Origin of the sequence: Alcaligenes sp. SMD-FA (assembly GCF_025960365.1) — a bacterium.
In the GTDB taxonomy this organism is placed as follows: domain Bacteria; phylum Pseudomonadota; class Gammaproteobacteria; order Burkholderiales; family Burkholderiaceae_B; genus Alcaligenes; species Alcaligenes aquatilis.
The window spans coordinates 679,504-704,446 of record NZ_CP110108.1 but is presented as its reverse complement, the minus strand read 5'-3'; the positions used below and the strand labels follow the sequence as shown (position 1 = coordinate 704,446).

The 24,943-nt window shown below is 55.9% G+C and carries 21 protein-coding genes and 6 tRNA genes; 19 read left to right on the top strand and 8 right to left on the bottom strand.

Annotated elements, in window-relative coordinates:
* Window positions 1–9 precede the first annotated feature (9 nt).
* Complete coding sequence (locus OKX01_RS03255; RefSeq protein ID WP_249461189.1) at window positions 10–2,838, bottom strand: EAL domain-containing protein; 2,829 nt, start codon at window positions 2,836–2,838, stop codon at window positions 10–12.
* 542 nt (window positions 2,839–3,380) lie between these two features.
* Here OKX01_RS03255 and OKX01_RS03250 point away from each other — a divergent pair.
* The 10 genes from OKX01_RS03250 (at window position 3,381) to OKX01_RS03205 (ending at window position 9,925) form a co-directional block, all read left to right on the top strand.
* A tRNA-Ala gene (locus OKX01_RS03250) sits at window positions 3,381–3,456 on the top strand.
* A 24-nt stretch (window positions 3,457–3,480) separates the two neighbouring features.
* A tRNA-Glu gene (locus OKX01_RS03245) sits at window positions 3,481–3,556 on the top strand.
* A 24-nt stretch (window positions 3,557–3,580) separates the two neighbouring features.
* Window positions 3,581–3,657 (top strand) — tRNA-Asp (locus OKX01_RS03240).
* Between the two features lie 124 nt (window positions 3,658–3,781).
* A tRNA-Ala gene (locus OKX01_RS03235) sits at window positions 3,782–3,857 on the top strand.
* 25 nt (window positions 3,858–3,882) lie between these two features.
* Window positions 3,883–3,958: transfer RNA gene (locus OKX01_RS03230), tRNA-Glu, on the top strand.
* A 24-nt stretch (window positions 3,959–3,982) separates the two neighbouring features.
* Window positions 3,983–4,059: transfer RNA gene (locus OKX01_RS03225), tRNA-Asp, on the top strand.
* 372 nt (window positions 4,060–4,431) lie between these two features.
* Window positions 4,432–5,043 (top strand): TetR/AcrR family transcriptional regulator, encoded by a 612-nt coding sequence (locus OKX01_RS03220; protein WP_094195675.1) that lies wholly within the window; start codon window positions 4,432–4,434, stop codon window positions 5,041–5,043.
* Window positions 5,044–5,097: 54 nt separating this feature from the next.
* On the top strand, window positions 5,098–6,183 hold the full coding sequence (locus tag OKX01_RS03215; RefSeq protein ID WP_094195674.1) for an efflux RND transporter periplasmic adaptor subunit: 1,086 nt from the start codon (window positions 5,098–5,100) through the stop codon (window positions 6,181–6,183).
* A complete protein-coding gene (locus OKX01_RS03210; RefSeq protein ID WP_264672440.1) occupies window positions 6,180–9,251 on the top strand; it encodes an efflux RND transporter permease subunit in 3,072 nt (1,023 codons plus the stop codon). The genes OKX01_RS03215 and OKX01_RS03210 overlap by 4 nt, the downstream gene beginning before the upstream one ends.
* Before the next feature lie 191 nt (window positions 9,252–9,442).
* Window positions 9,443–9,925 carry a DUF3293 domain-containing protein gene (locus OKX01_RS03205; protein ID WP_108728078.1) on the top strand — a complete coding sequence of 161 codons (483 nt, stop codon included), beginning with the start codon at window positions 9,443–9,445 and terminating at the stop codon, window positions 9,923–9,925.
* Here OKX01_RS03205 and OKX01_RS03200 read toward each other — a convergent pair.
* Window positions 9,902–10,324, bottom strand: a complete 423-nt coding sequence (locus OKX01_RS03200; protein WP_094195671.1) for an acyl-CoA thioesterase — start codon at window positions 10,322–10,324, stop codon at window positions 9,902–9,904. The genes OKX01_RS03205 and OKX01_RS03200 overlap by 24 nt on opposite strands.
* 288 nt (window positions 10,325–10,612) lie before the next feature.
* On the opposite strand from OKX01_RS03200, the gene bioB reads away from it, so the two are divergent.
* Both bioB and OKX01_RS03190 read left to right on the top strand, forming a co-directional pair.
* The gene (bioB, locus tag OKX01_RS03195; protein ID WP_094195670.1) at window positions 10,613–11,629 is read left to right on the top strand and encodes a biotin synthase BioB; all 1,017 of its coding nucleotides are present in this window, start codon (window positions 10,613–10,615) and stop codon (window positions 11,627–11,629) included.
* Window position 11,630: 1 nt separating this feature from the next.
* Entirely contained in the window at window positions 11,631–12,482 is an 852-nt protein-coding gene (locus tag OKX01_RS03190; protein WP_108728079.1) for a hypothetical protein, read from the top strand.
* Window positions 12,483–12,695: 213 nt separating this feature from the next.
* Here the strand turns inward: OKX01_RS03190 and OKX01_RS03185 are convergent, their stop codons facing one another.
* The 5 genes from OKX01_RS03185 to OKX01_RS03165 form a co-directional block, all read right to left on the bottom strand.
* Window positions 12,696–14,195: an MFS transporter gene (locus OKX01_RS03185; RefSeq protein ID WP_094195668.1), complete on the bottom strand. Its 1,500-nt coding sequence runs from the start codon at window positions 14,193–14,195 to the stop codon at window positions 12,696–12,698.
* Between the two features lie 165 nt (window positions 14,196–14,360).
* Window positions 14,361–14,870 (bottom strand): peroxiredoxin, encoded by a 510-nt coding sequence (locus tag OKX01_RS03180; protein WP_094195667.1) that lies wholly within the window; start codon window positions 14,868–14,870, stop codon window positions 14,361–14,363.
* A gap of 390 nt (window positions 14,871–15,260) precedes the next feature.
* Window positions 15,261–16,586 (bottom strand): TRAP transporter large permease, encoded by a 1,326-nt coding sequence (locus OKX01_RS03175; protein WP_230019029.1) that lies wholly within the window; start codon window positions 16,584–16,586, stop codon window positions 15,261–15,263.
* A complete protein-coding gene (locus OKX01_RS03170; protein WP_094195665.1) occupies window positions 16,583–17,218 on the bottom strand; it encodes a TRAP transporter small permease in 636 nt (211 codons plus the stop codon). Before OKX01_RS03170 ends, OKX01_RS03175 begins: the two co-directional genes overlap by 4 nt.
* Before the next feature lie 119 nt (window positions 17,219–17,337).
* Window positions 17,338–18,321 (bottom strand): TRAP transporter substrate-binding protein, encoded by a 984-nt coding sequence (locus OKX01_RS03165; protein WP_264672439.1) that lies wholly within the window; start codon window positions 18,319–18,321, stop codon window positions 17,338–17,340.
* A 115-nt stretch (window positions 18,322–18,436) separates the two neighbouring features.
* Between OKX01_RS03165 and OKX01_RS03160 the strand changes: the two genes are divergently transcribed.
* The 7 genes from OKX01_RS03160 (at window position 18,437) to glp (ending at window position 24,209) form a co-directional block, all read left to right on the top strand.
* Complete coding sequence (locus tag OKX01_RS03160; protein ID WP_108728081.1) at window positions 18,437–20,407, top strand: PAS domain S-box protein; 1,971 nt, start codon at window positions 18,437–18,439, stop codon at window positions 20,405–20,407.
* Window positions 20,400–21,038, top strand: coding sequence for a response regulator transcription factor (locus tag OKX01_RS03155; RefSeq protein ID WP_094195662.1), 639 nt, complete (start codon window positions 20,400–20,402; stop codon window positions 21,036–21,038). Before OKX01_RS03160 ends, OKX01_RS03155 begins: the two co-directional genes overlap by 8 nt.
* 80 nt (window positions 21,039–21,118) lie before the next feature.
* The gene (gene moaC, locus OKX01_RS03150) at window positions 21,119–21,622 is read left to right on the top strand and encodes a cyclic pyranopterin monophosphate synthase MoaC (RefSeq protein ID WP_094195661.1); all 504 of its coding nucleotides are present in this window, start codon (window positions 21,119–21,121) and stop codon (window positions 21,620–21,622) included.
* Window positions 21,623–21,641: 19 nt separating this feature from the next.
* Complete coding sequence (gene moaD / locus OKX01_RS03145) at window positions 21,642–21,899, top strand: molybdopterin converting factor subunit 1 (protein ID WP_009463873.1); 258 nt, start codon at window positions 21,642–21,644, stop codon at window positions 21,897–21,899.
* A gap of 1 nt (window position 21,900) precedes the next feature.
* Window positions 21,901–22,380, top strand: a complete 480-nt coding sequence (locus OKX01_RS03140; RefSeq protein ID WP_094195660.1) for a molybdenum cofactor biosynthesis protein MoaE — start codon at window positions 21,901–21,903, stop codon at window positions 22,378–22,380.
* Entirely contained in the window at window positions 22,373–22,903 is a 531-nt protein-coding gene (moaB, locus tag OKX01_RS03135) for a molybdenum cofactor biosynthesis protein B (RefSeq protein WP_108728084.1), read from the top strand. The genes OKX01_RS03140 and moaB overlap by 8 nt, the downstream gene beginning before the upstream one ends.
* Window positions 22,904–23,003: 100 nt before the next feature.
* Complete coding sequence (gene glp / locus OKX01_RS03130) at window positions 23,004–24,209, top strand: gephyrin-like molybdotransferase Glp (protein ID WP_094195658.1); 1,206 nt, start codon at window positions 23,004–23,006, stop codon at window positions 24,207–24,209.
* A 53-nt stretch (window positions 24,210–24,262) separates the two neighbouring features.
* Here glp and OKX01_RS03125 read toward each other — a convergent pair whose 3' ends face one another.
* Complete coding sequence (locus OKX01_RS03125; RefSeq protein WP_264672438.1) at window positions 24,263–24,940, bottom strand: helix-turn-helix transcriptional regulator; 678 nt, start codon at window positions 24,938–24,940, stop codon at window positions 24,263–24,265.
* Window positions 24,941–24,943 lie beyond the last annotated feature (3 nt).

Genomic DNA, 24,943 nt, shown 5'->3' with positions numbered 1-24,943 from the left:
ACGCCTCTACTACTGCAAAGTCTGGGGGGCATTGGCGGTGATATTGAATCGCCCCACGAACCCGCCTGCCTGCCTCTGGTTCCAGGCTTTACACCAGTCCACAAATTCATTGGCTGGGATAGGTGCGGAACACAAATAGCCCTGCATGAAGTCGCATCCCGCGCCGTTCAACAAATCCAGCTGCTCTTGAGTGGTCACCCCTTCTGCCACGACATGCAAGCCCAGCTTTTGGGCCATGACGATCATGGCCTGGGTCAGTACCAGATCCTCGCTACTCAATGCCAGATTGCGGATATAGCACTGGTCGATTTTGAGCACATTGATAGAAAACCGCTTCAGGTGCGACAGAGACGAATATCCCGTACCAAAATCATCCAGCGCCACACTCATACCGTATTCACGCAAGAAGCTTAGTTGTTGCAAAGCCTGCCCTTGATCGTCCAACAGCAAGCGCTCGGTAATTTCTACCACCAGCGCATCGCCCGGGATACCTTCGGCTTGCAAATACTGCACCCATTCGCGCGCACAAGAGCCATTCAGTTTGAATTGTGCAGGCGATACATTCAAACTGACTCTGAAGGCAGGGTCCAACTCTTGTCGTAGCTGAACAGCGGCCTGAGCAGCCGTCTCAAACACCCACTCACCGATCAGGACAATCAGCCCGGAATCCTCGGAAAAGGGGATGAACTCTGACGGTGGCACCAAGCCCAGTTGCGGGTGCTCCCAGCGAATCAGGGCCTCGGCACGCGTGACACGCCCGGTACGCAAATCGACAATGGGTTGGTAATAAAGCTGAAACTGCTGCTCGCTCAAGGCGTTTTGCAAATCCTGGGAGAACCGAAGCCGTGCCTCCACGGCTTCGCTCATGGCAGGCAAAAAGCGGCAGTATTGATTGCGGCCACACGCCTTGGCGGCGTACATGGCCATATCCGCATTTTTCAAAAGCTGCCCAGCATCGTCGCCATCCTCGGGAAACAGAGTAATGCCCACGCTGGCAGAGACGGATACCGAGTTATTGTCCAACTGAAACGGCTCCTCAATCGTATCCAGCAAACAGCGACAAGTACGTTCCACAATTGAAGTATCACTGATATCCGAGATGATGACAGTAAACTCGTCCCCGCCAATTCTGGCCACGGTATCCGTTACCCGCACGCAGCGCTGCAAGCGCTGCGCCACTTCCTGCAAAAGTACGTCGCCCTTTTCGTGCCCCAAGGAGTCGTTCACATCCTTGAAAAAATCCAGATCCATAAAGATGAGCGCAAAGGGTAAACCGGTGCGGCGGGAGCGTTCTCGAGCTTGCTGCAAACGATCCTGGAACATCTGACGGTTGGGCAAACCCGTCAAATGATCGTAATGCGCTTGCTTCCACATCTGCGCTTCACGCTTTTTATGACTGGTAATGTCGGTGAACAAGCCAATGTGGCGATACACCGTACCATCCGGATTCCAGGCGGTACTGATAGTCAAACGTTCGGCAAAGTCCTCACCATTCTTGCGACGATTCCAGATATCACCCTGCCACCGCCCCGTCTCTAAGATCTCGCGCCACATCTTGCGATAGAACTCGTTGTCCTGCCGTCCGGAATTCAAAATAGACAGGGTACGGCCACGAACTTCGTCCAGCTCATAGCCCGTAATGCGGCTGAAAGCCGGGTTGGCATCGACCACATGACCAAAACGATCCGTCACCACGATGGCTTCACAGGTGTTCTCATACACTACAGCGGCCAAGCGCCCTGTCACCTCATTGCGCACCCGAGTGGTGATGTCCTGCACCACCGCCACCACGGCCATACGTCCGTCCAGTTGGATGGGAATAGCACAAATCTCTACATCAATGGATTTGCCGTCATAGCGCAATGCCCGTGTTTCATAACGCAAACTGCTACCACCAGAACGCGAATCGGGCACTACTTGTGTCAGGGACGGGAATCGAGGTGACAAAAAAACTTGATCAACCGTGAACTCCTGACGCAATTGTGAACGGCTATAGCCCAATGTTTCAGCAAGCTTTTTATTGACGAAATCAAAGCGGCCATCGCGGGATATATAAACCCCCAATAAAGGGTTGTGACTCAAACTACGGTATATGGCGTTGAGCTGAGATAAATGACGTTGCTGAATAGAAAGCTGTGCATCCAGCTGTTGGATCTTCAAACCGCAGGCATTCAAAATTTGCGACAAATAGCGCGTTTCGCTGGTACCGGAACTGGTACTTTTGGCCCGATAATTACCATTCGTAAAGGCATGCCCTTGGGTCATCAACTGTCGCAAGGGATCGGCAGCCCAGGCACGCAACATGAAGTAAAACAGGCACAAAGCGACCAAATCCAGACTCAACATGAAAAACACGGTCCAGCGGTGCTGAGCCAGTGTGCTTTCGCGTGAGGCGTCAAAGGCATCCAGTAATTGCTGGGTATTATGGCGAAACAGGGAGTCTTCCGCATTCAGGCTGGCAGCCGGCAAGAGCACCTGTTCCGAGCTGACCGGAAAGTCCAGACGCATCAAACGCCGCTGCCATTCATTGGTCAGCTGTGACACCAGCCCCAGCAAGGGTTTGTCCAACGGCAGCAGCATGACGCCATCGACCATGCCCCCTTCTCTGAGCAGATGCACTACCCCCTGGAACTGTTGATCCACTTGACGCAAGCGAGCGGGGGTTGAACTGGACGGTACCGCCAAGGCGACGGAATAGCTGATATCCGAGAGCTGGCGCAAGAGGCCGCTACTGGCTTGCAGACGCGTCTGTGCCTGATTCTGCTTGTAAATGACCGTAACCGTTGCCGAGATCAACAACAACCAGGCCAACAGCACCCAAATCAGCAAGGCACTCAAACTGATTCGTCTTTGTGCATCCACTGGAACTGGCAGAGGTGATGATATGCACTGCTTTGCTGACATAGCGCCATTAAATAAGAAAATGCAGGCTAAGAGATCGACCTACAAAACGTAATTATTGCAGGTGAAATGTTACTCAACGAAGCATAACATCATTAGATTACAGAGCAGCGAAAATTTCCTATAAACCCTTCATTTATGCGCCTAAGGAGCGGCTTAATGTTCCTTTGAAGGAACAAAAAAGCGATGCTAATACAGGAAATCATTTTCTTTTATTAGCCCATAAATGAAATACTACGACACAAATAGGCACAAAATTTTGTAACAAATGAAAAGATACAAGAACCTCCCAGGACTAGGCCCCCCCCCTGTCCCCCCTCCCCCGGCTGGGACATCATTTTCTGCCCCCCCCTCAAACCGCTTCATCTAAAGTTTTTTCACTTTATTTTGTTTTTTTTCTTCAAAAGACTTGCACAAAGGCAAAAACATCTTCATAATCTCAATTCTTCGTTGGTGGTCAACACAAAGAACACCGAAATGGGGGTATAGCTCAGCTGGGAGAGCGCTTGCATGGCATGCAAGAGGTCAGCGGTTCGATCCCGCTTACCTCCACCAAAACGAAGATTAGCTGTAAGTCCTGTCCCCTTCGTCTAGAGGCCTAGGACACCACCCTTTCACGGTGGGTACAGGGGTTCGAATCCCCTAGGGGACGCCAAAGCTTTTGCTTGGCAACCGCTGCGGAGCGGTAGTTCAGTTGGTTAGAATACCGGCCTGTCACGCCGGGGGTCGCGGGTTCGAGTCCCGTCCGCTCCGCCAAAAGATTTTAAAAATCAGTCTTGTACTGGTTTTAGCAGTTTGAAGTGGCAAGCCTCGTCAAGCCTGACACTTATTTCGATACTTGGGTGTTTTGACACAGTCAAAATACAAAGTAAAGAAAATTGGGGGTATAGCTCAGCTGGGAGAGCGCTTGCATGGCATGCAAGAGGTCAGCGGTTCGATCCCGCTTACCTCCACCAAAACGACGATTAAGTTGTAAGTCCTGTCCCCTTCGTCTAGAGGCCTAGGACACCACCCTTTCACGGTGGGTACAGGGGTTCGAATCCCCTAGGGGACGCCAAAGCTTTTGCTTGGCAACCGCTGCGGAGCGGTAGTTCAGTTGGTTAGAATACCGGCCTGTCACGCCGGGGGTCGCGGGTTCGAGTCCCGTCCGCTCCGCCAAAAATTCAAAAAGCCTGATAGATTTCAATCTATCAGGCTTTTTTCATGCCCGCTACTCAAGTTACCTAGCTTCAGCACCAGACACACCTCAAAATGGCAGCTCTGGCCCATTATCAGATCTCGATCCTCTATAGCTGGCACGCTCATCAGACTCCCAGAAAGCCAGATAGCTCTGCTGACATCCAGCAGGTTCCTCACCTTCTTTCTAGCCAATCCACAAGCACGTTGCAGCGTAGCCGGACGCGGCACCCCAACCACCAACCCCTCCGCGACCAAACAGTCAATTCGTGGTTTCAGGCACGCAATTATCTTGCCCCTGAGACGCAAGGAAGTTAATGTATTGCGTTATCGTTACTTCAACATTCAACTTCCATGTCCGCCAGCACCTTGGGCCAGCGAGGCCCGACCGAGCATCATCGCCGCGAACAGATTATTGAGCAGGCCAATGCTCATTTCCGGCTCTACGGATATCGCAAGACCTCGGTTGCCAGCCTGGCCAAGTCCATAGGCGTATCCAGCGCCTATCTCTATCGTTTTTTCGACTCCAAACAGGCCATTGGCCAAGCAATTTGTCATTCCGTGCTCAATGGCATGCACGTGCAACTACAGCAAATTGTTGAAGGCGATTTACCGCCTATTGAACGCCTGCGCCATTTCATTGAAACCGCCTGCAATCTAAGCCTGGAGCTGTTCTTGCGGGAAGGCCGCATGCAAGAGGTGGTGATTGAGGCTCTGCAAAACAACTGGGCCACAGTCAACCAGCACAGAGAGGATTTGCTGACCCAAATTACCGCACTGGTGCGTGCGGGTCGGGAAAGTGGCGACTTTGAGCGTCGTACTCCCCTGGACGAAGTGGTCCAAGGCATCTTATTTGCCTTGACCGCCTGCCTGCACCCCGTCTTGCTGGAAATACACCCCCCTGAAAAAACCCGTCAAGGCTTGCTGGTGGTCACCCAGCTAATCCTGCGCAGCCTGATGCCCTGAGCATCAAATCCCAAGTTACAGTTCATCCAACTCTTTACTTACCCGGAGTCCTGCATGGCTCTTTTCCGCTCTCTTAGCCCCGTTTTAAGTTTGTCTGCCGCCCTTGTACTGATGGGGTGTAGTCAGCAGACCCAAGAGGCAGACCCTCGCACTCAGGCTCCTTTGGTAATTCAAAGTGTTGTTGCGCCCAAGGCCGATCAGCAGCGGCGTTTCCTGGGCTTGGTTAGCGCGCGAATCGAGAGCCCGCTGGCATTTCGGGTAGGCGGCAAGATTGATACGCGCCAGGTCCAAAACGGCGAGCATGTAAAAAAGGGTCAGCTCTTGATGACTCTGGATCCCAAGGATCTGCAACTGGATCATCGTGCTCGTCTGGCTGCCGTGCAGGCGGCCCAAGCTCAGGCAGAACAAGCCCAGTCAGACTACAAGCGTTTATCCCTGCTTGTCGATCAGGGGGGTGTCTCCCGTCAGGCCCATGAGCAAAGCAGACAAGCGCTACGCAGCGCCCAGGCGAACTTGAAGTCAGCGCAAGCACAGGCTGACCTTGCCCGCAACGCAGGCCAGTACAGTTCCCTGAAGGCTGAGGCCAGCGGCATCATTACCGCCCAGTTGGCTGATGTGGGTCAGGTTGTCAGTGCGGGGCAAGCCGTGCTGCGCCTGGCCCAGGACGGCCCACGTGATGTCATCGTCAGTTTGCCCGAACAATGGGATCTTCCACTGGGCACCCGCGCCACGATCGAGCTCACTGACTCCCAGGAAAGCCTGCCCGCCCAACTGCGTGAGTTGGCACAATCCTCTGACCCCGCCACTCGCAGCTATCAGGCCCGCTTTTCCTTCGAGGGTGAGAACGTCACTGCCCGACTAGGCTCCAGCGCCATCGTGCATTTGACACCTCCCGATGCAGACGCCTTGAATCAGGTGCCACTGACCGCCATTTACGATGCGGGCAAAGGCCCCGGCGTATGGGTCATTGATAATCAGAAAACCGTGCACTGGCAGCCTGTGACGATTGCCAAACTGGCCCAAGAGTACGCCTACCTCTCCAAAGGCCCTGAAACCGGTACAGCCATTGTGGCCCTGGGTGCCAATCTACTGCACGAAGGCCAGGAAGTACGCCCAGAAATGCGCGGGGCCAAACCATGACAGGCCGCTTCAATCTTTCAGCATTGGCCGTGCGCGAACGGGCCATCACACTGTTCCTGATCATTGCTCTGGCAGCCTCCGGCATTTACTCCTTCGTGAAACTGGGACGAGCCGAAGACCCGGCTTTTACCGTAAAAGTGCTGACGGTCACTGCCATGTGGCCCGGAGCGACGGCTCAGGAAATGCAGGATCTCGTGGCCGAACCCATGGAAAAACGCATGCAGGAGCTGCGCTGGTTTGACAGGGTAGAGACGGTTACCCGCCCTGGCACAGCCCTGATGGTCGTGACCTTGAAAGACACCATGCCGCCGGCGGACGTCCAAAGCGAGTTTTATCAACTACGCAAAAAGCTGCAAGATCAAGCTCCACGTCTGCCCAAAGGCGTGCAAGGCCCCTTCGTGAACGATGAATATTCGGACGTGTCCTTTAGCCTGTTCGCCCTGCAAGCCCCAGGCTTGCCACCGCGATTACTGACTCGCGAAGCCGAGAAGGTACGCAGCCAGTTGCTGCAGGTTCCCGGCGTCAAGAAAGTCAACATTCTGGGCGAGCAAAGCGAGCGCATCTTTGTCGATCTGGACGAGGCCAAGTTGCACAATCTGCAACTGAATCCTCAACAGATCCTGGAAGCCTTGTCCAAACGCAGCGCCATGACCGCCAGTGGTGCGGTCAGCACCGATGGACCACGCATTCATCTTCGCCTCAGTGCCGGACTGGATGATATAGAGGCCATCAGCAATACCTATATCTACGTACAAGGTCACACCTTGCGACTGGGCGATATTGCCACGGTCAGCCGGGGTTACGAGGACCCGCCCAGCTTCGAGATTCATCACAACGCCCAATTTGCCATGCTGCTGGATGTCGTGATGCAGGAGGGCTACAACGGCCTGTATCTGGGCAAGGATCTGGAAAAGGCACGGGAAGATATTGCCGCTGCCCTGCCTCTGGGTTTCTCGCTGGAGACCGTGACCAACCAGTCGGTGAACATTGCTTCGGCCGTGGGCGAATTCATGTTCAAGTTCTTCGCAGCACTCAGCGTCGTGCTGCTGGTGTGTCTGATCAGCATGGGCTGGCGTGTGGGAATTGTGGTGGCAGCAGCCGTCCCCCTGACGCTGGCCATGGTGTTCGTCATCATGATGATGACGGGCAAGGTGTTTGACCGGGTGACGCTGGGTGCGCTGATTATCTCGCTGGGCCTGCTGGTGGACGACGCCATTATTGCGATCGAGATCATGATCGTCAAAATGGAAGAAGGCATGGACCGCCTGAAAGCCGCTGCCTATGCCTGGAACCATACGGCTGCACCCATGCTGTCCGGCACCCTGGTGACGATCATTGGCTTTCTGCCAGTGGGTTTTGCCCGTTCCTCTGCTGGAGAATACGCGGGCAATATCTTCTGGATTCTGGCCGCCGCCCTACTGACTTCCTGGCTGGTTGCCGTGGCTTTCACTCCCTATATGGGCGTGAAACTGCTGCCCGCCATTCCTGCCCGTCCAGGCGGTCACCAAGCCATTTATGACACCCCCAACTACAAGCGTCTGCGCCGCATGATTGCCTGGTCGGTACACCACAAGTTTCTGGTGGCCGGCATTGTGGTGGGTGCCTTCGTGCTGGCAGTTGTAGGCATGGGTTTCGTCAAACAGCAATTCTTCCCCACCTCCGATCGGCCCGAGCTGCTGGTAGAAGTGCAGTTGCCTGAAGGCAGCAGCATTCAGTCCACGCAGGCCGTTACTCGCAAGGTCGAGAGTTGGTTGCGCGAGCAGCCCGAGACCAAGCTGGTGACCAGCTATACCGGGCAAGGCGCACCGCGCTTCTTTCTGTCCTACAACCCAGAACTGCCCGACCCTTCTTTTGCCCGTCTGGTGGTGCTGACCGCCGATTATCACGACCGCGATGCTCTGCTGCAACGCTTTCGCCAGGTGGTGGCCGATGGTTTGACGCCAGAAGCGCGAGTGCGCGCAACGCAACTGGTGTTCGGCCCATCCACCAAATACCCCGTGGAGTTTCTGGTGCGCGGCCCCGACCTGGACACGCTACGCGATATTTCCGAGCAGGCCATGACGATTATGCGTGCCGACAAGGACATGCGTCAGGTGAACGTGGATTGGGGTTCGCGTGTGCCCGTCTTAAAGCTAAATGTAGACCCTCAACGCCTGCAGGCCCTGGGCCTGAATCGTCAGAGTCTGGCAGAACAAATCCAGTTGCAGCTGGACGGCGCAACGGTTGCGGAATACCGCGAGGATTTACGTAATGTACTGGTCGTAGCGCGCAGCTCGGCCGTCAACCGCCATGATCCCACTCGCCTGTCCGGCCTGACCGTCATGAATGATCAGGGCCAGAATCTACCTTTGGAGCAAGTCGGCAAGCTGGAAATCATGCAGGAAGAACCCAAGCTGGCACGTCGCAACCGCCTGCCTACCATGACGGTACGGGGTGATATTGCTCCGCACGTACAACCGGCAGAGGTCGCCAACCGGGTGATGAAGGAGTTTGCCTCCTTGCAAGCTTCCCTGCCCCCTGGCTACCTGATCGAGATGAGCGGCATTACCGCCGAGGCCAAGAAATCCAACGACGCGCTGCTGCCCGTTTTCCCGGTCATGATTGCGCTGATGCTGCTGGTTATCGTGATTCAAGTGCGTTCGCTATCGAACATGATCATGGTGTTCCTGACGGCCCCCTTGGGCCTGATCGGCAGCGTACCTGCCTTGCTGATTTTCCAGCAGCCCTTTGGTTTTACCGCGATTCTGGGGCTGATCGGTCTGGCGGGGATTTTGATGCGCAATACCTTGATTTTGATTGAGCAGATCAAGACCAACCGGGCCGAGGGTGCCTCGCCCTACGACGCCGTAATCGAGGCCACCGTACAGCGTGCCCGCCCCGTTATTCTGACGGCGCTGGCGGCGGTACTGGCCTTCATCCCGCTGTCCTTCTCCGTGTTCTGGGGCTCCATGGCCCTGACGCTGATCGGTGGCACGGCGATTGGCACCATCCTGACCCTCCTGTTTTTACCCAGCTTGTATTCGATCTGGAATCGAATCCAGGACCCACGCGTCTCATCACTTGCTTGAAGGCTGAAACTATGTAAATAATGGATGCATGGTTTGGACCGAACCCCGCACGCGAGGCAGGCATACCGCCTGCCAGCCGCCCCCACAAAAGGGAGCATTTTTTGCCCACGGACGGGGGTTTGTGAGGGAAAAACCATGTGTCCCACGGCCAGTCTTGTGGGCCTGGAGAACAGAACGACGCCAGTTAGCTTATGTCTACACCGAACAACTTGCCCGCCGCCCTGTCTCACGCTTTCGAGAAGGCAATTTACCGAGTACACAGCCCTCAGGGCGATATAGACGTGCGCATCGGCCAGCTCAACCGCACTCTGAATCAATTGCTGGAACAAGAAAACAGTCGTGGCGCAGCGATTTTGACCGCCTGCAATCCAGGCGCCCAAATTTGCAGCCGCGCCTTTAACGATGCCGTTCAGGAAACCCTGCTACGCGATTTGCAAAAACAGGACCTTCATTGGTGGCCCGCCGTGAACCTGGACCCCAAAGGTAAATGGCCGGATGAACCCAGCTTGCTGGTATTGGACATCAGTCTGCAACAAGCGCGCTGGCAAGCACGCCTGTTCAAGCAATTGGCTTTTGTCTATATCCCGACCAATGGCAAACCACAGTTGCACCACGTGCAGCAGCGACTGCCTGTCTCCAATCAGGCTGATTTAAACAGCCCTGCTCCCTTCTAGACGCTGACGGAAACCATCGGCAATGGCAGCTCCTTTCAGCCGCCCCTCCGGCAAGACCCGCGCCCAGGCACGCCACTCGTGGCCAGTTGCTACCAGCACACCATCCATATTGAAGACTTGATATTCAAGCTTGAAACGCCGCTCCAGCCATTGGGTCACATGCACACAAACGCGAATTTCGCGGTCATAGGTAACAGGTGCGCGGAAGTTGGCACCGACATCCACCAACGGGGTTACGGCATCGTATTCTTGTCGCAAGACACGCTGGCTCAAACCAGCCTGCCGCAGCCACGCCTGATACGTGCAATCAAACCAGTAAAAATAGTTGGGATAAAAAACAATCCCGGCCTCATCGCAATCACCCCACTCCACCGTGATGCGGCGCTCGAACACGTGCATGTTTATCCTTTCGCAAAATCACCGGTCAGTTTACTGCGAATAAAAAGGTGGAAACCACGCTAATCAGGTACTAAACCAGCAACAGAAACATTTTGCAAACACTGACCAAGAAACAATTTGTATCGCTATCAGGCATGTCAATTAAGCGAAGTTAGCAACAATTTCGCTTAATTATCACTGAAAAAAGCCTCTGCAGAGGGAAAGCCGTCACTCCCAAGCAGGGACAGAAGTCGTCTTTCACAGGCAGAGCACCTAGCATAGCCGCGTCACTGAATAAGGTAGCCTGCCATGTCTGTAAATAACCCCGCGCCCTGGACAATTCGTCGCATCATGGAGCTTTACGAACTGCCCTTTATGGATCTCGTATTCCAGGCGCAAAGCGTACATAGACAGCACCACCCCGCCAATCAAATCCAGCTCTCCAGCCTGCTGTCCATCAAGACTGGCGCCTGTCCCGAGGATTGCTCCTACTGCCCGCAATCCTCCAAATACCAGACCGAGCTGGAACCCGAACCCTTGATGCCTCTGGAACAGGTACTGGAGGCGGCCCGCGCGGCCCAGGCACAGGGCGCACAGCGTTTTTGCATGGGTGCCGCCTGGCGTTCCCCTACAGAAAAGCAGTTGGACCAAGTCATTGATATGGTCAGTGCCGTCAAAGCGATGGGGCTGGAAACCTGTGTCACTTTGGGCATGCTGAAAGACGGTCAGGCCGAACGCCTAAAAGAGGCTGGGCTGGATTACTACAATCACAACCTGGACACCTCTCCCGAGTTCTATGGCCAGATCATCAGCACACGCACCTACCAGGACCGCCTGGACACGCTGGAGCGCGTACGTGCAGCCGGCTTGAACAGTTGCTGTGGCGGGATCATTGGCATGGGCGAAAGTCGCCGCGAGCGTGCCGGCCTGCTGGCCCAGTTGGCCAATATGCGCCCCTACCCCGAGTCCGTCCCCATCAACCAATTGGTAAAAGTGCCAGGCACACCGCTCGATCAGGTCGATGACCTGGACCCCTTCGAGTTTGTACGCACTATCGCCATTGCACGTATCCTCATGCCCACCAGCGCCGTGCGCCTGTCAGCGGGCCGCGAAACCATGGATGACAGCACACAGGCCCTGTGCTTTATGGCGGGGGCCAATTCCATCTTCTATGGCGAGCAATTGCTGACCACCGGCAACCCGCAGTTTGTAGCGGACCAGGATCTGTTTGCCCGCCTGCAACTGGAAGCGGCCAAAACCACACTGTCCGAACCTCCTTTGTCTTTGGAACAAACCCGTCCACGCGCGATGGTCGAGGCCCTTTAATATGCTCACTTTGATCGCCAGTATTCTGTGCAGTGTTGCTGTTTCCATTCTGCTCAAAGTTGCCCGCCAGCGGCAGATCGATGTCGCCCAGGCCATCATGGTCAACTACGGCGTGGCAGTAACCTTAAGCCTGGTCTTGCTGCAGCCACACCCCAGCAGCCTGCTCAATCCCGCCACACCCTGGTGGATTCTGATTGCCTTGGGCGTGCTTTTGCCTAGTGTCTTTCTGTTCATGGCGGCAGCCGTACGCCAGGCCGGTATTGTATTGAGCGATGCCGCCCAACGCCTGTCTCTGTTCATCCCCTTGCTGGCGGCCTTTCTGCTGTTTGGCGAACATCTGGGCGGACAGAAACTATTGGGCATAGGCTTGGCCCTGACCGCCCTGCTGTGCTTGCTGATACGTCCCCACCAAACCAGTAAGCAGGACGCGGGTTCCGGACATCCGGCCCTGATGCTGCTGGCGGTCTGGCTGGGCTATGGCGTGATCGACATCATGTTCAAGCAGCTCTCCAAAGCCGGCGCCGCTTTCTCCAGCAGTCTGGTGGTGTCCTTCTCCTTGGCAGGAGTGCTGATGCTGTGCTGGCTGCTGGCCAAGCGCACCAGTTGGCACAAAGGCAGTCTCTTGGCTGGTCTGGTACTAGGCCTGCTGAACTTCGGAAATATTTTCTTTTACATCCGCGCCCACCAAATCTTCCCGGAAAACCCCACCCTGGTGTTCTCGGCCATGAATATTGGCGTCATTGCCTTGGGGGCCATTGTTGGAGCGGGCTTCTTCAAAGAAAAACTCAGCGCCCTCAATATCGTGGGGGTTGCCCTGGCAATAGGCGCGATCGTGGCCCTGATTCCACGTTAAACAGTCCCAGGCGTATCTCATACACGCCTGCGTAGTGCAGCGCGGCAGCAGGATATTCTGGCTGGCAAGATTGAGCTTGAAGCTAAATCTAACGGGCTTGAATTCCAGATTTAAGATCCGGGCAAAGAAAAAAAACCCAGGCCTGGCCTGGGTTTTTTTGAGTGAATCATGGTCGTAAAGCGCCACGAAAACAGGTTCGATTCTGTCGACTGTTTACGGAGCTGGATCTGACGGTTTCCGCTTGCTCTCTGCCTCTTGCGCACCGCCCGAGCTATCCACATCTGCCGGGTTCCCAGAATCATCCAAGCCTCCGGAACTTCCCGCAACAGGATCAACCCTCTTGTCGTCCTCGGCAAGCGTTGCTTCTACGGCCTCATCCTCCGCCTGGCGCTCTACCGCAGTACTTTCCGTTGTCGCAGGCACGCGCTCCTCAACCGGAGGCAGATCCTCGAACACCGGGTCGTGTGATACGTCAGAACTGATATCGACCCGTGGATCCAATGCCACCGCCGCAGCCGAGCTTTGCAAGCTATCGGGCATAGGCACAAAGTTGGTTGGCGCATCCTGGCTCAAGTGATCGCCCAGCACCTTTTGCGGACGAACCAACAGGACCAGGGCCAAACCACAGGCCGCCACGAAAATGTAGTACAGGTTGCTGCCGATGTAAGTCATCAGGCCGCCGGCAAGCAGCGGCCCCAAACAGGCCCCCAAGCCATACACCATGTACAGGATGGCGCTCAACCCGACCCGCCGCTCTGGGTCCACGTTATCGTTGGCAAACGCCGCCCCCAAGGGGTAGAGCGTAAATTGCAGAATCCCGAACAGCGCGGAAAAAACCAGCAAGAACCAGAACGGTGCCTCGAACCAGCCCCACAAGGGAATAGCCAAGACCAGCAAACAGATTGCATTGATGCGGATGAGCTTGACGCGATTCATGCGATCTGCCAACCAGCCTACCGGCCACTGAGCCAACACCCCGGCTGCCACCGACACCGCAACAAACAAGGCCGCCTGCTCACTACTTAAATGGACACGCACCGCATATACCGGGGCCAGCCCGTAGAAGGCCCCGGTCAACATGCCAGCCACCAGCAGCACCATCAAGGACAAGGGCACGCGGTCTACGTAGTAACGCGCATTAATGGGTGCGGGGACTTGCAAAGGCGGATGACTGCGACGGGTAATCGCCACCGGCACAAGACTGAAGGCCGAACAGATCGCCACAAAAACCAGGGGTTCGTAATTCAGATGCGGGAACAGCGTTAACGACAACTGTCCCAACACCGTGCCCAGACTGGAGAACACCATGTAAATGGCAAAAATTGTACCGCGCTGGCTATTGTCGCTTTGCTCGTTCAGCCAGCTTTCAATACCCATGAACTGCACTACCATCGCTGCGCCCGCCAAAAAACGCAGCAGCAGCCAGACATACATGGAGTCGATCAGAATCTGCACCAGCACACAGATGGTGACAATGGCAGCACTGGCGGCGTACGCACGAATATGGCCCACGCCCATGATCAGGCGATGGCCCATACGAGCACCAAATACCAGGCCCAGGTAATACACCGCAATCAGCCCACCAATCCATACCTCTGACACGGAGATGGCCGTCAGGCGCACCCCCATGAAGGTGTTGAATAGGCCCGAGCTGAGCAAGAGCATCAGGGTCGCAAAGTACAGGGACGAAAACGCACCCACCGATGACAGCATTCACACATCCTATAAAAAACAGCAGCACCGTGCTTACTCTGGCTATCCCCCACACTCCAGCCGGGGTGCCGCGACAAAAGCACGGTAAAAAAAGCGCCAGCTTGCAGCCAGCGCTTTGTAAGCTTTCACTCCCACGCCTGGCCGGACTGGCGCAGGGTCAGATACTTAAGACTGTACCTGTTTGAGCAGAGTATCTGCATCCGACGTATGCAGGCCTCCGTCGTTCTCAATGTTCAATTGTTTAACAACGCCATCATCGAGCAAGGCGGAAAAACGCTTGGAACGAACGCCCAGACCTTTGGCCGTCAGATCAAACTCCAGACCCAGTTTCTTGGTCCAGACCGCACTGCCGTCAGCCAACAAGCGCACTTTGCCATTGACATTCAGGGACTTACCCCATGCACCCATCACGAAAGCATCGTTCACAGACACGCACCAGATTTCATCCACGCCAGCAGCCTTGAACTCATCTGCCTTGGCGACAAAGCCAGGCAAGTGCTGCTCGGAGCAGGTGGGAGTGAAAGCGCCAGGGACGGCAAACACGGCAATTTTCTTGCCTTTAACCAGATCAGCCACCTGAAAGTTATTGGGGCCCATCGGGCAACTTTCTGTGGCGGTTTCAATGTACTCACTAAGGGTCGCGTCTGGAACGCGCTCACCGACTGAAATGGACATAAGGTCTCCGTATGAATAAACACCGCCAGTATGGCGGCCCGATCAAACTATGATACTAATAGACTAGCGTGTCTGATAGACAAATAATACTTATCAGTACGTTTCATTTGCCTACACAGCCAAGAAAAACTATTCAGCGCTGAAAGACAATCAGACCAGCACACGTAGGCAGCAACCTTTGGTGGATGCTGGAATCAGCCGGTCCCCGCACTCAAAAAACACAGTCCATACAGCAAAAAAATCTGTCAGCACCAAAACACTCACCCACAAAAAAAGGCCGGGCTTTTTGCCCGGCCTTCCAGGTGATTCACGTTTTACGCCGATTGCATAAAGCCGTACTGCCCCATCATGGGCTCACCTTGCCCTGCTCGCCGATAGCGATCAGGACCTCTACAGCCATCCCATCATGCGGGGCAGCCAAAGCGTAATTCCTGGAATGAAGGTAATCATCAAGAGGAAGGCCAGGCCCGTCAGCAACCACGGCATGGTGGACTTGGTCACTTCGGTCAGGCCCAGCTTCGATATGCTGGACGCCACATACAGATTCAAGCCAACCGGCGGCGTCGCCAGCCCGATCTCCATATTCACCACCATCATGATGCCGAAGTGAACCGGGTCCATGCCCAGCTTCATGGCAACCGGGAACAAAATGGGGGCCATGATCAGGATCAGCCCCGATGGCTCCATGACCATACCGATCACCAGCAACAAGACATTGACGAACAGCAAGAAGGCAATCAGCCCCATCCCTTGCGACACAATCCATTCGGCAATCGCTTGTGGAATCTGCTCGGAGGTCAAAATGAAGGCGAACATGACCGCGTTCGTGATGATGTACAGCAGCATGGCACTCATGGCCGCCGACTCCAGCACAATGCGTTTTACCTCGCGCAGCTTCACATCCTTGTAGACCCAGACCGCAATCACAAAGGCGTACACGGCACTGATGGCGGCAGCTTCGGTCGGCGTGAACACACCGGAGTAAATTCCCCCCATCACAATAACGATCAGCATCAACCCCCAGATGGAATCCATGAAGGCACGCCAGCGCTCTTTGAAAGAAGCACGCGGCATACGGGGGTAGTTCATTTTCCAGGCGCGGAACATGGTGGTCGCACCCAGGGCAAGCGCCAAGATCAAGCCCGGCACCACACCTGCAATAAATAGCTGACCAATCGAGGCGGTGCCTACTTTGGCTCCATCCGGGCCTTCGACCATCATGCCGCTGGTAGCCACCGCGTACATCACCATCACAATTGAAGGTGGCAGCAAGATACCCAGACCACCAGAGGTAGCCACAATGCCGGTTCCGAACTGTGCGGGATAGCCTTGTTTGACCATCGCCGGAATCATGATCGACCCAATGGCCGCCACAGTAGCTGGCGAAGAACCACTGATCGAGGCAAACAAGGCGCAAGCCAGTACCGCTGCCAAGCCCATGCCGCCGGGTAAATGGCCCACCATGGAGGCCGCAAAGCGAATCATGCGCTGCGCGACCCCACCGTGCGTCAGGAAGCTACCGGCCAGAATGAAGAACGGAATCGCCATGATCTCGAACTTCTCGATGCCGGTAAACAGCTTCAGAGCAATACTGTCCATGGGCACGTCTGTCATGGTGAACAGGAACCCCATCACCGTCAGACCCAGGGCAATCGACACGGGCATGCCCGTCAACAGCAGGATAGCCAGCAAGGCAAAAATAATCAGGGCGGTCATGCGCGCGCTCCTTCGGATTCAGACACACCGCGCTCTGTTTCAGCGATCAGATCAGCCGCAGGCTCGTGATGGGGCAACTGGCCAGTCTGAATGAAATTCATCAAGGCTTGCAGGAAACGAAAACACATCAGCAGGGAACCCGCAGGCACCGCCAGGTACACAATCCAGACAGGCACTTCCAGGTCAGCCGACACTTGAGCTGTATGGGCAATGTCGTAGACAAAGCTGCCGCCAATCCAGGCAACCATGGCGGTAAACAAGGCACCGGCGAACAGGGAAATCACCACCAGCAGATGGCGCCAACGCGGCCCTACCGCGTTAACCAGCACGTCCACACCCACGTGGATACCCACGCGTACGCCGTATGCGGCACCAAACTTGGCCATCCAGACAAACAGGTAAATACACAGCTCCTGCGCCCAGAGCAAATTGATGCCAGCCACACTGCGATAGCTTGAACGGGCCATCGCCATCACGGATTCGTAACCCTGGGCCCGCGACCAGGACACCAGATCAGCCAGCATGCTGACCGAGTAACGCTGGCAGACCGCTACGAAAATAATCACCACGGCGGCCACCATGAGAAGCGAGATGAACGCCTCCTCAAAGCGGTCCAGAATACGTAAGAACATGGGTAGCTCCAGACTACAGCGGGCCCACCCGGATCACGGGCAGGCGCGGCGCAGTAGCGGGAAGAAAAACGGAGCAGGTCTGAAACAGACCTGTACAAGATAAGCGGAGAAAACCGACTTTATTCGGTCGCCTGGTAAAAGGCATCGATCACGTCCTGGCCGATACGAGATGCCATTTCCTTGTGAACAGGATGCAGTTGCTTGACCCACTCCTGACGCTCGGCATCGCTCAACTGATAGAACTGAGTCTTGCCGGACTCTTGCATAGCCTTCATGGAATCGTTGTTCTCTTGCTCGGCAATATCGTTGGCGTAAACCGTGGCTTCGGCCATGGCCTTTTCCATGCCTTGGCGGATATCGTCAGGCAGACCTTCCCAGAACTTCTTGTTCACAATCACGGCATAGCCCAGATAACCGTGATTGGACACGGTGGCGTGCTTTTGCACTTCATGCATTTTCTGGGTGTACATATTGGACGGCGGGTTCTCGGTGCCATCGACCACACCGGTTTGCAGGGCCTGGTACACCTCAGAGAACGCCATCACCTGAGGCACGGCATCCAGTGCCTTGAACTGGGCTTCCAGAACCTTGGAGGACTGAATACGCATCTTCAGGCCCAGGAAATCGTCCACGCTTTTCAGGGGCGTATTGGCGCTCATGACCTTAAAACCGTTGTCCCAGTAAGCCAGGCCCTTGATGCCCTTGGGCTCCAGTTTGTCCAGCAGCATGCGGCCCACAGGCCCTTCGGTGACCTTACGCAGATCGTTGCGGTCATTGAAGATGAAAGGCAGATCGAACACCTCAAATTCACGTACGCCCAAAGGACCGAACTTGGCCAGCGATGGGGCCAGCATGTGTACCGCGCCCAGTTGCAGGGCTTCGAGTTCTTCCTTGTCTTTGTACAGTTGCGAGTTCGGGTAGACTTCGACAACGACCTTGCCCTCGGTGTATTTTTCGGCCAGTTCCTTAAAGCGCACAGCACCCTTGCCCTTGGGTGTGTCTGGCGACACAACGTGGCTGAACTTGATGATCATGGGGTTGGCCAGAACAGGCGCGGACAAGAATACGGACGCCAGCAAGCTGGCCACAAGGGTCTTTTTCATGTTTGCCTCCGGTCGGTGGGGAACCGACACGTGTTATTGATTGATTTGCTTGAAAGCGTGTAGCTTAAAAAAGCAGTCCCGAATTATCTATTGTGGAAATCCGAAACCTTTTGTCATGATGCGTCTTGCCCGTCCGTCCGGATTCATGCGCCAGGCTGCCTCACGCACCCTGGCCGCCCACCCGATCAGCACCTATGTGCCCATTTTGGCCATTCTGATTATTGTGCTGCTGATGGGCGTGTTTGCCTGGGCAGTCAGCAAGGAGCGCCATGAGGAGCAATCCAACGAGCTGATACGCAATGCCCTGTGGGTGGAGCAGTCCCTGTCCTTTCAATTGCGCTCGCACGAGAACAATTTAAGCCGCATTGCCAGTGAAATTGAAGTTCACTCCCAGCCCGCCACCACCCAGACGGCACTGACACAGTTACAGCACTTCAAAACCATTCACCCCGATCTGCTCAAAGTCGCGGTACAAGATCGCTTTGGCACCACTTTGCTGGTGCGCCCTCCCGGTGCCGACACCCGAATTGCGGCCCACGTCAGCACGCCTCGCACGTCCACCTGGTTACCTGCCTACTACTCCAATGAGCACCAGGAAAGTGTGCTGGATCTGGTGGTGCCCATTTACGAGGACAACGAGATTGTCGGCACCTTGCGCGCCACCTTTTCCCTGGCCACCATTCTGATGGAAAACGTGCCCTGGTGGATCGCCGAGCAGTATCACGTCTCCCTGATCGACCAGGGCGACCAGACGCTGGCCACACGCTCCAAAGGCGAGCCGGGGCAAAGCGAATTACGTTACGCCATGTCGGTAGACCCGCCTTTGCATGGCGTGCGTTTGCTGATGACACCCTATCCGCAAAAAAACATTCCCACCTTCACCTTGCTGCTGACCGTCATTGCCGGTCTGGCTTTACTGGCTGTGGTGAACCTGGCCATGCAACATCACTACGCACGCAAACGCCGTGATGCCGAGCTGGCCTTGAGGCAGGAACAAGCCTTTCGCAGTGCTATCGAGAACTCCATGGTGACCGGCATGCGCGCCCGCGATCTGGACGGCAAGGTGCTGTATGTGAACCCGGCGTTTTGCGAACTGGTCGGGCGCAGCAGCGAAGAAATTATTGGTCTGGCACCGCCCATGCCCTGGTGGGTGCCGGAGATGATGGATGAAACGCTGGAGCGCCGGGACCGCCTGAAGTCCTCCCGCTCCGTGCAGGTCTTTGACACGCTGTTCCAACGTCCGGACGGCTCGCGCGTCGATGTACAGGTCTTTGAATCCCCGCTGATTGACGCCCAGAAACAGCATGTGGGCTGGATCAGTTCCATCATTGACATCAGCTCGCGCAAGCAGGCCGAAGCCCTGGCCAGCTCACAGTCCGAACAATTGCACCACACGGCCAAACTCATCACCATGGGCGAGATGGCCTCCACGCTGGCCCATGAACTGAACCAGCCGCTATCGGCCATTGCCAGCTATGCAGCCGGCTCCCTGAACCTGCTGGGTAATGAACCACTGGATCCGACACTGCTGCGTCGAGGCCTGGAAAGTCTGGCCGAACAAACACGCCGTGCCGGGCAAATCATCCACCGCATTCACGACTTTGTACGTAAACGCGATCCGCAGCTCAGCCCCCTGAATTTGCCCGATGCCTTGCAAGGCGCCTTGGCCATGGCCAAGGCGGGCCTGCGTCATCATCAGATTCAATTGATCGTGCCCTCTCACCCCGAGAACCTGCCCGTGATGGGTGACAAGGTGCTACTGGAACAACTGATTTTCAACCTGCTGCGTAATGCTGCCGAAGCCATGTCCGGCCTGGAGCCGGAACGCCGGGTACTGGAAGTCAGCATGCAGGCCAGCAACGGTGTGGTGCTGGTGATGGTGGCCGACCAAGGCCCCGGTGTAGCAGCGACCATCATGGCCGAGGTGTTCCAGGCCTTTACCACCACCAAAGCTCAGGGCCTGGGCATTGGTCTGAATATTTGTCGCTCCATTGTGGAGCTGCACCATGGCAAACTCTGGTTTGAAAACGGGGTTCCCCACGGTGCCACCTTCCTGTTTTCCTTGCCCTTGATCGAACATGACTAAGCACGCCCCTTTAGTCCACATCGTGGACGACGACCCGGCCATCCGCGATGCCCTGTCCTGGCTCTTTGCTACCCGTCAGGTCAATACCGAACGCTGGGAATGCGGCGAGGCCTTTCTCAATGCGCTTGGCCCCGAAACCCAAGGCTGCATTCTGCTCGACATACGCATGGATGGCCTGTCCGGCCTGGAGGTGTTTGAGCAACTGCGCCAGCGCCAGTCCTGCCTGCCCGTTATTTTTCTGACCGGCCACGGCGACCTGCCCCTAGCCGTGACCGCGCTGAAACAAGGCGCGGCAGATTTCATCGAAAAGCCTTTTAACGATAACGATCTGGTGGACCGCGTGCTGGAGGTGCTGCGCAACTACGAAGCCAGCCAGGAAGCACGAGACCACGAGCAGGCTTTGGAACAACGGCTGGATACCCTGTCTCAGCGCGAACGTGAAGTGTTGGCCCTGGCGCTGGAGGGACGACTGAACAAACAGATTGCCCAGGACCTGAACATCACCATGCGCACGGTGGAGGTACACCGTGCCCGAGCACTGGAAAAGATGCAGGCCCGCACGCTGATCGAGCTGGCCCGACTACTGGACCCAGCCCGCCTGCGGGAAGACCGCAACCCGCCGGGGCCTTAGTCAAAACCACCGGGGCGGGTGTATATAATGCAGCCATAAACTATTAGAACCGCGCACTAGGCCCGGTCCCCGGAGCGATCATGAGCACCACTACCGAAAACACCGATTTGCACCTTTCCCATCTGGATGAAGATGGCAAAGTTCAGATGGTCGATGTCAGCCACAAATCGGCGACATCCCGTTCTGCCACTGCCCGCGCCGTGGTACGTTTGAGCCCGGCTGCCTATCAACTGCTGTCAGCCCAGCACAATGCCAAGGGCGAAGTGCTTAACACCGCCCGTGTGGCAGGTGTGCTGGCCGCCAAACGCTGTGCCGAACTGATACCCATGTGCCACAGCCTGCCCCTGGATTTTGTCGGCATTGATTTTGAAAGTGATGCGGCGGCGGGCACCATTGCGGTGCTGGCTACCTGCCGCACCCGCTATACCACTGGCGTTGAAATGGAAGCCATGACGGCCTGCTCCATTGCCGCCCTGACCATTTACGATATGTGCAAAGCGGCCGACAAAGGCATTGTGATTGAACAGACCCGTTTGCTGGAGAAAACCGGCGGCAAAAGCGGGACCTGGACAGCTTTTGCCTAAGCCCTTTCACGGAGATAGCATGACAAGCCCTTTAACATTGCGCGTCCTGTACTTCGCCCAAGTGGCCGAACGCACAGGCCAGCGCCAGGAAAACTGGGAATGGCCCCAGGAAGGCACCGTCCAGCAATGGACTGAGGCCCTACTGCAACGCCACCCGAATTTGAGCGATATGGCAGGCCGCCTGCATGTGGCGGTGAACCAGTTTCACGCCAAACCCACCGACCCTGTCCGACCCGGCGATGAAGTGGCTGTGTTCGAGCCCGTCACCGGAGGTTGAGATGATTCGCATCCAGACCGAAGATTTTGATGTTGCCACCCTGAACGCCGAACTGCGTACCACGGCTGGCGGCAAGGCCGGTGCCATGGTGACCTTTACCGGCTATGTGCGCGATCAGGTCGATGGCACTGCCACCGAATCCCTGTTCCTGGAACACTACCCTGGCATGTGCGAGCGCGAGATCGAAGCGGTTTGCGATCAGGCCCGCCAACGCTGGCCCATTTTGGATACGCTGGTCGTACACCGTGTGGGCGAACTGCATCTGACCGAACAAATCGTTTATGTTGGCGTGACCAGCGCCCACCGGGGCGATGCTTTTCGTGCCTGCGAATTCATCATGGATGTGTTGAAAACCCGCGCTCCTTTCTGGAAACGCGAAACCCTGGCTGACGGCAAACGTTTCTGGGTACAGCAGCGCGACAGCGATGCCCAGAAAACCGATGCCTGGAATACTTCTGCGGACACCAACAAGCATGTCTAAAGCCAAGAGCGACTTACCCGCTGCCCGATTGAATGTGGCCGTCCTGACAATTTCAGACCGCCGTGGCCCAGATGAAGACACATCCGGCGACTATCTGGCAGCCAGCCTGACGGACAGCGGCCACTACTGCGTACGGAGAGCCATCAGCAAGGACAATATCTACGCCATCCGCGCCCTGCTCAGCCAATGGATTCTGGACCCGGAAATCAACGTCATCATCTGCAATGGCGGTACGGGTTTCAGCCATAAAAAATCCACGATTGCCGCAGTCACGCCTTTGCTCGATCAGGTCATTACCGGCTTTGGCGAACAGTTCCGCTACCTGTCCTATCAGGATATTGGCTCCTCGGCCTTGCAATCCGATGCGCTGGCTGGAACGGCCAACCGGACCTTGTTGTTCTGCATTCCCGGCTCGGGCGGTGCCTGCAAACTAGCCTGGGAAAAAATCCTGAAAGAACAACTGGACAGCCGTCATCGCCCGTGCAATTTTGCCTCTGAATATCTGGAGCCAGCCAAGTCCTGATGCCTGCAAAGGCATGGCAGTGGCTGCTCCGGAACGACCTCCTTTCCACCGTGCTCTGACGCCCTGAGCCACGAATTGTTTTATCGAATTTATCCATCCTATGATCGAATTTGACGTAGCACAGCAAAGGCTGGCCCAGGCAGGGCAAGTTCCCACCCAAATCGAGACCTGCGACTTGTCGCAGGCCTTGGGACGCATTCTGGCCCAGGATATTCAAGCTCAACTGGACATGCCGCCTGCCGACAACAGCGCCATGGACGGCTATGCCCTGCGCTTGGCTGATATTGCCGATGGCAAGGTATTGCCCATTCAGCAACGCTGCTATGCCGGCGATATTCCTGAAACGCTGCAAGAGAACATGGCGATTCGCATCTTTACCGGCAGCATGCTGCCGCCCGGTGCCGATACCGTGGTGATTCAGGAGAACTGCCAGGAAGACGAACAGGGCGTGCGCATTCTGGAAATGCCCGTGGCAGGCGTGAACATCCGCCGCCGTGGTGAAGACATGCGCATCGGTGAGGTGCTGATCACCACAGGCACCAAGCTGACAGCAGCCCATATTGCCCAACTGGCTGCGCAAGGCCACGCTCAGCTACAGGTCTACCCTCGCCTGACAGTGGGTATTCTGACCACAGGTGACGAACTGACCCCCGCCGGTCAGCCACTGAAAACCGGCCAGATCTACAACTCCAACGCCCCCATGCTGCGTGCACAGCTTCAAGCACTAGGGGTTGAAACAGTCCATGCTGTCCATGCCAAAGACACACTGGAAGCCATTCAGGACGCCCTGAAAGCACTACTGCAACGCTGCGATCTGGTGCTGACCGTAGGAGGTGTCTCGGTCGGTGAAAAGGACTTTGTAAAGCCTGCCATCGAAGGGATAGGCGGTCAGCTAGATCTGTGGAAAGTGCGCATGAAGCCCGGCAAACCGCTGGCACTGGCGTACATAGACAACAAACCCCTGGTCTGCCTACCCGGCAATCCGGTGTCCTCTTACGCGGTGTTTTCCTTGATGGTGTCACCGCTGATTCGTCGCCTGCAAGGCCGCCATCAAGTACTGCCTGCGATTCGCTACGGCATTTTGCAAGGCGAGCGCCACTTTGAAGGTGACCGCGAAGAGTTCATCCGAGTACAAGTGGATAGCGACGAACAAGGCCGCCTGCTGGCGCGGCCATTCAATAATCAGGGTTCGGGCGTGATCAGCTCCCTGCCCTGGGCGCAGGCACTGGCCCGCATCCCTGCCGACTCCCATGTCTCCCCCGGCGATGTGGTGCGTCTGTACGAATACAGCCAGTGGCAGGCTTGATTTAAGCCTCATAGAGAAAATAGTTTGGGGGCAACAGCCCCCTTACGACACACTCAAAGTTTGGCTAAATAGTCCTTAAAGCGTTGCCCGTTCTGCGGACGGAAATGATCATCCATCTCCTTAATCCCGCTAATCCTATCCAGTCGGAAATTCCTAAAATCTTGACGCAGCTCGCACCACGCTGTCAGAAGCCACACTTCATCGAACAGCGTCAGGCCAAGAGGGTGGACACGTCTGCAGCTAGTGCGATCGCCAAGATCGCAATAGGCAAGCTCCAAGACACGTCGCTCACGAATGGATTTACGCAGAATGCTGCCCCACCTCGTGACTTGCTCCTCACCTAGCTGTGGTCGGCTTACCGCCAAAATTGGGAGGGTCTGAAACCTTTCCCCTCCTTCTTCACCCAGGGCGCTGGCGACTTTACCCGAGACTCGCTGGGCAGCATCCCTCAAGTCCCCACAATCACGAGCAATCACAAGGCGTAAGCCAAGCATGATCGCTTCCATCTCATCAGGGTCAAATTGCAGCGGTGGCAGAAAATAGCCCTTCTCCAATTGATAGCCAAGGCCGGACTCGCCCCGCACAGGCGCACCCATCGCCTGAAGGCTGGCCATATCTCGATAAATAGTACGCGGTGAAACGCCGAACCTCTGTGCGAGTGCCTCGGCAGAAACTGGATAACGAGCACTTCTCAATTGATCCAAGAGGGCAAAAAGCCGAAGAATTTTCATAAA